9 protein-coding genes are annotated in these 9690 nt (G+C 28.1%); 5 read left to right on the top strand and 4 right to left on the bottom strand.

Annotated elements, in window-relative coordinates:
- Nucleotides 1-305: hypothetical protein (locus tag BUB51_RS10805; RefSeq protein ID WP_278294364.1), on the top strand; the 305-nt coding region annotated here is incomplete at its 5' end.
- Nucleotides 306-366: 61 nt separating this feature from the next.
- Here the strand turns inward: BUB51_RS10805 and BUB51_RS10800 are convergent.
- Nucleotides 367-693 carry a hypothetical protein gene (locus tag BUB51_RS10800; protein ID WP_073197697.1) on the bottom strand — a complete coding sequence of 109 codons (327 nt, stop codon included), beginning with the start codon at nt 691-693 and terminating at the stop codon, nt 367-369.
- A 207-nt stretch (nt 694-900) separates the two neighbouring features.
- On the opposite strand from BUB51_RS10800, the gene BUB51_RS10795 reads away from it, so the two are divergent.
- Nucleotides 901-2874 carry a M28 family metallopeptidase gene (locus BUB51_RS10795; RefSeq protein ID WP_073197696.1) on the top strand — a complete coding sequence of 658 codons (1974 nt, stop codon included), beginning with the start codon at nt 901-903 and terminating at the stop codon, nt 2872-2874.
- Nucleotides 2875-2927: 53 nt separating this feature from the next.
- Here BUB51_RS10795 and BUB51_RS10790 read toward each other — a convergent pair whose 3' ends face one another.
- Nucleotides 2928-3377 (bottom strand): phosphatidylglycerophosphatase A family protein, encoded by a 450-nt coding sequence (locus tag BUB51_RS10790; protein ID WP_200791949.1) that lies wholly within the window; start codon nt 3375-3377, stop codon nt 2928-2930.
- Between the two features lie 294 nt (nt 3378-3671).
- On the opposite strand from BUB51_RS10790, the gene BUB51_RS10785 reads away from it, so the two are divergent.
- Together BUB51_RS10785 and BUB51_RS10780 are read left to right on the top strand one after the other, a co-directional pair.
- Nucleotides 3672-4211 (top strand): DIP1984 family protein, encoded by a 540-nt coding sequence (locus BUB51_RS10785; protein ID WP_143153613.1) that lies wholly within the window; start codon nt 3672-3674, stop codon nt 4209-4211.
- Between the two features lie 391 nt (nt 4212-4602).
- On the top strand, nt 4603-6234 hold the full coding sequence (locus BUB51_RS10780; RefSeq protein ID WP_073197692.1) for an amidohydrolase: 1632 nt from the start codon (nt 4603-4605) through the stop codon (nt 6232-6234).
- A gap of 27 nt (nt 6235-6261) precedes the next feature.
- Here BUB51_RS10780 and BUB51_RS10775 read toward each other — a convergent pair whose 3' ends face one another.
- Complete coding sequence (locus BUB51_RS10775; RefSeq protein WP_073197690.1) at nt 6262-6741, bottom strand: hypothetical protein; 480 nt, start codon at nt 6739-6741, stop codon at nt 6262-6264.
- Nucleotides 6742-6751: 10 nt separating this feature from the next.
- Entirely contained in the window at nt 6752-7756 is a 1005-nt protein-coding gene (locus BUB51_RS10770; protein WP_073197689.1) for a hypothetical protein, read from the bottom strand.
- A 317-nt stretch (nt 7757-8073) separates the two neighbouring features.
- Here BUB51_RS10770 and eam point away from each other — a divergent pair, with 317 nt between their 5' ends.
- The gene (eam, locus tag BUB51_RS10765) at nt 8074-9336 is read left to right on the top strand and encodes a glutamate 2,3-aminomutase (protein WP_073197687.1); all 1263 of its coding nucleotides are present in this window, start codon (nt 8074-8076) and stop codon (nt 9334-9336) included.
- Nucleotides 9337-9690: the final 354 nt, after the last annotated feature.

Here is a 9690-nt window from a genome sequence, read left to right as displayed (position 1 = left end):
TATTTTATCAGCAAAAATTTTTCTGGTCATTTGGTAAATATATGGTAAGGAATAAAGAAGCTATAGAAAGATTTATAAACTTAATAGCTATAAGTTTTACTTTTGTTTCAGTATTACCCTTTATCAGTAATAGATTTTCTGATTACAAATTTGAAAGCCCACAAGTTATAAAACGAATGATTTCAGAAAGAGTAATAAAAGAATTAATTTTTGATAGTTTCGTATCTTCGCTCGAAAATAGAAAAATTTATTCTGTAGTTTCCAAATGCGTTAAAAACTTTATATACAATGACTTTGTGGCTTAATTAATCTTGTAAACTGGTGTTTATAAAAAAAGAAAAGGCAGTAAATGCAACATTAATACTTTTAATGGCAATGAGTGCCTATATAATAAGAAGATTTTTCAGTGTAACCACAAGCACAATATTTTTCAGTTACCCTATATTTTTTGCATACCCAATCAAAATACTCTCCAATTATTCCTCCATATTCATCATAGGTGTAATGCTTATGTTGATATTGAAAATCATGATCAACCCAACTTCTGCCTTCATGTAAGCGGTGTGGTCCTTCCCAATAATCACAAGGTATATACATTGGAGTAACTTTATTTGTATCTTTTTCAGCATATACAGTTGTTAGACTTAATAAAATAATTACGATAAAAATAAAAGATGATATTTTCTTAACCATAAACAAACCTCCCTTTATAATCTCCTTTAATTAATATAAAACAAATTAAAAAAATGTTGCATTTAATTGCCTTTTCTTTTATAATTACCATAAGAGGCAATTATTACTTTATATGCATTAATTTAACACATACAAACAATATATGTCAATACAAAAAAAGGGAATATAGCAAAAGGGGAATATAGTAAATAAAAGTGAGGTGTCTATGTGGGAAGAAAAGTTTTTTTGTTTATATTAATTTTTTCAATAATATTAACAATAGGTTGTACAAACAAAGATATATTGACTAATAGCGACCAAAAAACAGACATAGAAAAAACGATTGAATATCTTGCTTCAGAAAAATTTAAAGGCAGATTAACTGGTACAGAAAATAATAAAGAAGTAGAAAGATTTTTAGCTGAAAGCTTTGAAAAAATTGGTTTAGAAAAATATAAAGACAATAGTTTTTTTGTGCCATATAAGCATAATTTTTATAATCCAAAAAATCAAAAATTCGTTATGGTTTTAGAGTTTGATAATAATACTAAAGAAGAGCTAATATATGGCAAAGATTTTTTACCTCAAAATATGATTGCGAATTTAACTATAGAGGGTAATTCTACATTCGATATAAACGATAAAAATATTCAAAATTCAGTTGTAGTATTAGATAATCTAGCTGATTTGCAAAAAATATTCAACAAAGCCAAAGCAGTTTTAATAAAGAAAAAAAATTTTAACAAATATATAGTTGTCAGAGATAGCGGCTTTCCAATAATTCAAATAAGTGAAAGAGTATATGATTTGATAAAGGATAGAAATTGCAAAGTGAAAGTAAAATACAATTTAAAGAAAGAAAAAATCGAAGCGAATAATATTGTCGGGATTATAAAAGGGGGAAATAATGAAAACGCATTAGTTATTTCGGCTCACTTTGATCATGTTGGGGCTGTTGCTGATAAAGTGTTTTACGGGGCTGTTGATAATAGTTCTGGAGTGGCAGTTTTGTTAAATTTAGCAGAAAAATTAATTGAATATTCGAAAAAGAATAAATTAGATTATGATATAATTATATGTGCTTTTAATGGTGAAGAATTTAATCTACAAGGCAGTAGGGCTTTTGTAAATGAAATATTGCATAGATATGATAAAATCTATAATATAAATATCGATAGTATTGGGTATAAAAATGGAGACAAGCTACTTATAACAGGGGATGGTATAGTAAGTGGCTATCTTATAGATGATATTGATAGATTTTTTACTCAAAATGGTTATCAATGTCAAATCGAAACAGAAGGTGCATATATTAGTGACCATATTTCTTTTTCAGAAAAAAATATACCATCTATTAATTTAAGTGATTCAAATGTTAATGTTATACATACAGAAAATGATATAACTGATAAAATAGACTTTGAGTATTTAAATAAAATAAGCGACACACTTTTTGATTATATAATTTTGAATGTTGAGAAGTTATTTAACATTTATAATGAAGAAAAGTCTATTACAGAACATATTCAAAATGATAAAGAAAGAGAAGAGATGGAAATAGATAAGGAAAAAGAAAAACTAAAATTTGGGCAGTATAAGTTTGTCAATATAGATGATGAGATATATTTAATATATAAACAGGAGGAAACATTTAGTGATATTGAGGAAATAAACAAAGTTTTTCCAAATTTTAAAATACAAAAAAACATTGATAATTATGAGTTTAAATCAGCGACTGTGCTAATTGATACTTTATTTCCCAAAATATCAGAGCATGTGATAGGTCAGATATATGAAGATAAAGAGATATCTAGTGACAGGATAAAGTATTTTTCACTTAATTATTTAAATAAAGCGGATGAAGATAATTTTATTGAAATAAATGTTAAAATTCAAAATGAAAAGTATGGATACATTAATAGTTTTTTTGGTGAACATAAAATAGAGAAAAAGCAGATTGTTGTGAATGGGCAAACCTTTGATATATTGTATGACGGAGATTCAAAACATATTGTTTTTGTTGAAACTCAATATAGCAAAAATAATAAAGATTATATTATAAGCATAGGAAAGCATTCAAAAACGGTTGTTAAAATAAAAGGTGAAACTAAAATTGCCAGAAAATTCGGTTGGTCTGATGATTCTTTAGAAGATGTAATAGATTTTCTTAAGAAAATAAATATAGATAATTTAGCGATATAAGATTTTGTTAGTTAATTATTTCGGCTGGGTGGAGTTTTTAAATTTAGCTCCACCTATTCTTTATTAGAATGAGTTATTCTTGCACACGCAGCTGCTACAATGCCACCTACTAAATCATCTAAAAAGGTATTGACTCTATCAGTAGTTTTACCAAGTTTATCTAATTTGCCTATAATTCCAAATTTCATTTTATCTATATACCCATAGTTAGTAAAACCTATTGAACCATACACATTTGTTATACTTAGTGCCAATATTTCATCTATGCCATATAGCGGTTCATCTTTTTTTATCATAGACAGTAAAGGTTCTTTTAATAAATTTTTTTCAGCTAAAATATCGAGTTGTATTCCAGTTAATATTGCATTTTGTACTTCGCGTTTAGATAATACTTTTTCAATGTTAAAAATTGCGGTTTCTATAGAAATATCTGCATAGTCTTTTTGTAGTTCATAGACAAGATTAGCCATGTCTTCGATAGTAACTCCCCTTTCTTTAAGCATTTTTTTAACTATTTCTTTCAAAATAAAACCTCCTAAATAGATTCATAATATATATTTTATGCAGAAACCTTTGATTGTATTAATTAATATCAAATTATGATGTACGTTAATTTGTGATAATTAAAACATAATTTTGAATACTACCCTTTCCATATTGACTTGGGTAACATAGAGTTTTTATTTTTTGCAGCAAGAATATCTAAATTTTAATGCCTTAAAATTATGAAAAAGTTCTTGCAAATTGCTTTTTTTATATATATTATAAATATATATTATTTATTTAATTTTAAGGGGATGTCAGAAAAGGGGGATACTATGAAGATAACTTTAGGAGAATGCCTTAAGATAGCAAAAGCTATAGAGGAAAAGATAGAATCATTATTGGCTGAAAGAGAACAGGTTGCCATAGTGCGTTATTTTAAAGATGAAGAGCCAGAATATCCAGAACGTACCGTAGAAGAAATAAGTGCAGAGATAGCTGCTCTAGCTGCTAAGTCTAGGTATTTACGTCAAGTAGTAGCACGTGCTAACCTGAATACCAAAATAGATTTTGAAGTAAATGGAGAAAAAATTAGTCTTGCAGAAGGTTTGTTACTTTTAATGCAACTATTGCGAGAAAGAACTTGTTGGAAGAGTTTGGCTGATAAACAACAAAAGACAAGAAATACAGATTATTATGCTAATGTTGAGTATGTAGAAGTTACTTATGATTTAGCAGAGGCAAAGAAAACATACAAAAACTATGAAAAACAAATTCGCAAATTACGTCTTGCCATAGATAGAGCAAATATAAATACTGAAATTGAAGTTCCAGATGACAAAATAGAATATTAAGTTAATATCTGCTAGGATTGCCAGGTACTAGGACTTCCTGGAGTTGCCGTACGGAAGGATAAATATAGTACGGCAAAAATAAAATTATGCTTTTTGGTTTTTAGTGCTAGAAACAGTTCATATGAGTTATGAGTTATGTGTTAGGTGTTATATGCGTATGACTGGAGATTATGTGTTAAGTTTCTGATTGGTTTATGAAAATAGAGCTAATTAATCTAGTACTTGTTGCACCTAGCAGATTTATATATCTATTAGTTATAAAAATAGGAAAAAATCAGGAGATTGTTGTGAACTGTTCTCTCCTGATATTTTTTATGCGATTTTGATTTCTTTTGATATATGTTATTATTTTAAACGATTTTATATGTTTTATTAAAAGGTGGTGAGGTTAATGAGTAAATTACTTTTCTTTAACGGAAAAATCTTAACTATGGAAGACAGCCAGAAAGAAGTTGAATGCATAGTAACAGAAAATAATAAAATAATTTTTTGTGGTAGTTACGAAGAAGGCAAAAAATTTATTGATAAAAATACTAAATATATAGACCTTGAAGGAAGAACTCTTTTACCCGGTTTTAACGATAGTCATATGCATTTAATTAGTTATGGCTTATCAAAGTATAAAGTAGACTTGTCTAACGCTGATTCTATACTACATATGCAAAAAGCTTTAAAAGAGTTTGTTAATAACGAAAAAGTTAAAATATTTAAAAAATGGATATTAGGACATGGGTGGAATCAAGAAAATTTTATTGAAGGTAGATTGCCTAATAAATATGACATAGATAGAGTAATTAATGACAGACCTGTATTTTTATCGAGAGCTTGTTACCATATATGTGTGGTTAATTCAATGGCTTTAAAACTTGCTGGAATAACTAAAGAGACTAGAGACCCTGAAGGAGGAAAAATAGATAGAGATCCTGTAACGGGTGAACCTACAGGGATACTTAGGGAAAATGCGGTATATTTAGTTTATAATCTTATACCTTTTACAGAAGATATAGGAGAGATAAAAGAAATAATTCAATCGGCCATAGATGATGCTAATAAGGTAGGAATTACTTCTATACAAACAGATGATTTTTCACATTTAAAATCATATAAAAAGATTTTATATGCTTATCAAGAATTGAAAAATGAGAAAAAACTTAATGCAAGAATAAATCTTCAAATGCTGCTAGATACAAAAGACAAACTAATAGATTTTTTGAAGATGAACAAAAAAACAGGTGATGGAGATGAAATGGTTAAGTTTGGGCCATTAAAACTTTTGGCAGACGGGTCTTTAGGATCAAAAACAGCAGCGTTAGAAGCACCTTATAGCGATGATATTAATACTAAAGGTGTATTAATATATACTACTGAAGAAATAGAGAAAATACTTACTTTGGCACATGTAAATGGTCTTCAGCTAGCAGTACATACAATAGGAGATAGAGCTATGAAACAAGTTCTCAGTATATATTATAGGCTTAATAAAATGTATTATAGAAAAGATGCAAGGTTCAGATTAATTCACTGTCAAATATTATCTAGAGATATAATAGAGCAGTTTAAGAAGTTAAATGTTATTGCAGATATACAACCTATATTTATAAAAACAGATATGCAAATTGCCGAAAGTAGAGTAGGGAAAGAACGATTAAAGTATAGTTATGCATGGAATACCATGCATAATGAAGGAATATTCTTATCTGGAGGCTCTGATGCACCTGTTGAACCATTTAATCCTCTTTATGGTATCTATTGTGCAGTAACTAGAAAAGATTTAAATGGTTATCCAGAAAAAGGATGGTATCCAGAAGAAAAATTAGATTTATATACTGCATTAAAGTTATTTACAATAAATCCAGCTTACTGTACATTTGAGGAAAATATAAAAGGCTCTATAAAAACAGGAAAGTTAGCCGATTTAGTTGTTTTATCTGAAGATATAACTAAAATACCATTGGATAAAATTAAAGATGTTAAAGTAGATATGACAGTATTAAGCGGTAAAGTAATATTTAGCAGAAACTAAAGCGGTGCAAAATCAGCACCGCTTTAATTAATCAAGCTTATATTCCATATGATATTTTTCAGCTAAAGTTACAATTTTATTTTTATATTCAGTCATATATTTTTTTGATTTTTTTAAAAACTCACTTGATTTTAAAAGTAATTCGTTATCTTTTTCTTCAATGCCTTTTTGCAGTAATTTTAGTGCTTTTAACTGATATTTTGCTCCTTCAATGTAGAGATTATGTATTTCTTTTAGGTCTTTAGTTTTAGGAGAGATTTTCGTTAATTTATTCAAAAAATCTTCATATGTTGGGATTATTTCATTTTTTAAAGCTGTATAAAATGTATCATAAGTATAATTATTATTGGAAATTAGATTATTATATTTTTCTAGAGCATCATTTTCCATTTCAACTACTGGAGGAAGTTCTGCATTTATATAATTAAATAAATCTTTTTTATTCTGATTTACACATCCAGTCAGCATAAGGATAAAAGTTAGAATTATAACACTAAAGCGTTTCATAATTACCTCCCTATTTTAAATTTAATAATTTTAAATTATTGCTATTTATGTATTTAATTTTACCATTTTTATCAATAATTTTATAGTATTTATTAGATAAATTTAAGTAGTAATCAGCAAATTGATCTGAACTTTCAATAATTCCAACGATTTCGTTATTTTTAGTAATACCTTCACCTTGAATAAAATATTTATATTTATCACTCCAAAAATAATCTAAATCTAGGTTTTTTTCATTTATTAAAATAAATTCTTCTGGTATAGAGTCTATATTTGTTTTTTCGCTTTCAAAAATTTGAATAATTTTAGATGCTTTAATATGTAAATTTAAATTTTCATCTGTTATTTGTTCGATTATTCCATATTCAATAAGCTTAAACCACTTAGGATTTTTTAGTTTTGGTTTTGTCCATTTCTCATAAAAATATCCTTCGTAGTTTGTAGAAAATCTAAATACTTCTTTGTAAGAGTTATTTCTTTTAGTAAAGATTCTCGTATATTTATCGTAAAAAAATGCTCCAATATTTTCTTCTAATTCTTCTTCGACTATAATAAATATAAGATTTTTAGGTTTATATCTTAGAGTATTAATTTTATTAATATATGCAAGGTTTTCAATTTTATCTACATAAACATATATGTCATTATATTTTTTGTATATTCCAATTACGCCTAAATCTTTTGATATATTAATAGCGATAATTAAATCTTCTTTTTCATTATCTATTACATCGGCAGGATAAATTTTTATTTCAATATAGTCGATATAATCTAACCAATTCTCATATCCTAAATCTTTTAAGACTATTTTTTTTATTTTATTTTGAGCATCTTTTTTCAGTTTTTCATCTTTTGAAAAAAAGTTATCAATTAATTTTTCTGAAATACTACTATTTATTAAAAAGATTTCATCGAAAGTTGTTTTTACAATAGAAGCATCATAGTATTGCTGACCAACAAAAGTTATAATTATAAATAATATTAAGGTTAAGAATGTGACAATTCCTCTTTTCATTTTTCTCACCACCTTTAATTACCTTTTAATAAAAAACTATTGACAAATTATCAAAATAATATTATAATATATACACTGCTTTAGACAGATCTAAATATCTCTTTTCAAACAATCTGATCTATGGACCCTACTAAATTCATAGAATTCATATAACCCTTATGATAAATATTATTTAATATGTATTTTATATATTCTAATAAATAGTTACGAAAAGAGGTTATTTTATATATTTAAATAGCCTACCTTACTTATGCCCCGGAAATAATTAAGAATATTTGGAATTTTCAGATAAACAGAATAAAGAAGGAGGATGAAATATGGATCAATTGAAAGAAAAAAGAGAAATTTCATTGAAAAGAGCGGCTGAATTAAAATCAAGGATTGATGATTATTTAAAAGTTAGAGAGTCTATACCTAGAGGACTTTATATGCAGGATAAATTTGAGGAATTAAAAAAGAAAATATTAGATGTACTTGGTGGGACACAAGAAGATTGGTATGATTATAAATGGCAGTTATCTAATAGGATAACGGATGTTGAAACGTTGAGTAAAATAATAAATTTGTCTGAAAGGGAAAAGAGAGAAATAGAGGAAGTTGGTAAAAGATATAGATGGGCTATATCACCTTATTATGCGAGTTTAATGGACCCAGATGATAGATTTGACCCTATAAGGCTTATGGCTATTCCTACTTTTTTAGAATTAGCAGGAGATAGCGGCGAAAGCGATCCTATGGGAGAAGAATATACAAATCCTGCTGGAAGTATAACAAGAAGATATCCTGATCGTTTGATTATTAACGTTACTAATGAGTGTGCTATGTATTGTAGACATTGTCAAAGAAGGAGAAATATTGGACAAAAAGATGAGCATAAATCTACGGCTGTTATAGAAGAATCAATTAGATATATTAGGGAAAACAGAGAAATTAGAGATGTACTTATTACAGGTGGAGATCCTCTTACATTGCCGGATCATAGGTTAGAATGGATATTAAAAGAATTGAGAGCAATTCCGCACGTTGAAATAATAAGGATTGGCTCAAGAACTCCAGTAACTATGCCACAAAGAATCACTGATGAATTAGTAAACATGTTAAAAAAATACCATCCACTTTATTTAAATACACATTTTAATCATCCAAAAGAAGTAACTGAAGAAGCTAAAAAGGCTTGTGAAAAACTGGCGAATGCAGGTATACCATTAGGTAATCAGGCTGTTTTATTAAATGGTATTAATAACGATAAGTTTGTTATGAGAGCTTTAAATCATGAACTATTGAAAATTAGGGTTAAGCCGTATTATATATTCCATGCTAAACATGTAATTGGTACTTTACATTTTAATACTTCTGTAGATGATGGATTGGAAATCATGGAATATTTAAGAGGTTATACTTCGGGTATGGCTGTACCAACTTATATTATAAATGCACCTAAAGGGCAAGGTAAAACGCCTATATTACCACAGTATTTAATTTCTAGAGGCAAGGATTATTGTATGATAAGAACGTGGGAAGGTAAAGTAATAAAATATGAAAATCATCCAACAAGGGATATTAAAGAAATATTAAGTTAATATAATAATTAGAAAAGGAGCAAAATGCTCCTTTTTCTAAGTGCGCCGGGCATGCGTAACAACTAGGTGGTGAGAGTCCACTGTGGGGGTTGACCGTGCCAACCACTAGCCAAAGGCAAGGGTGTCCATCGTGAGGTGGAATCTGAAGGAAGCCGGAGGCAAAATCCTGGTCCGAGGTACACGAACTACATTTGAGGCTGTATAAATCGGGTGAGTTTGCGTAACAAAACAAAGCCCAAAACGGTCCGAAGGTTTATGCAGTAAATGTGGCGGATATATGGGAGGAAAGTGGTTACGCTTACCCCGGGAGGTCTCAAGGATACGTCATTTAGATGAATTTCAAAATGGCAACCT

Origin of the sequence: Caloranaerobacter azorensis DSM 13643 (assembly GCF_900129995.1) — a bacterium.
Classification (GTDB): domain Bacteria; phylum Bacillota; class Clostridia; order Tissierellales; family Thermohalobacteraceae; genus Caloranaerobacter; species Caloranaerobacter azorensis.
Note: the sequence above shows the minus strand (reverse complement) of the source record. Positions and strands in the feature narration are given on the sequence as shown.

Bases quoted from the DNA above. Each gene is read 5' to 3' on its own strand.
- BUB51_RS10800 (WP_073197697.1), bottom strand. From the start codon at position 693: ATGGTTAAGAAAATATCATCTTTTATTTTTATCGTAATTATTTTATTA.
- BUB51_RS10790 (WP_200791949.1), bottom strand. From the start codon at position 3,377: ATGCTTAAAGAAAGGGGAGTTACTATCGAAGACATGGCTAATCTTGTC.
- BUB51_RS10785 (WP_143153613.1), top strand. From the start codon at position 3,672: ATGTCAGAAAAGGGGGATACTATGAAGATAACTTTAGGAGAATGCCTT.
- BUB51_RS10780 (WP_073197692.1), top strand. From the start codon at position 4,603: ATGAGTAAATTACTTTTCTTTAACGGAAAAATCTTAACTATGGAAGAC.
- BUB51_RS10775 (WP_073197690.1), bottom strand. From the start codon at position 6,741: ATGAAACGCTTTAGTGTTATAATTCTAACTTTTATCCTTATGCTGACT.
- BUB51_RS10770 (WP_073197689.1), bottom strand. From the start codon at position 7,756: ATGAAAAGAGGAATTGTCACATTCTTAACCTTAATATTATTTATAATT.
- eam (WP_073197687.1), top strand. From the start codon at position 8,074: ATGGATCAATTGAAAGAAAAAAGAGAAATTTCATTGAAAAGAGCGGCT.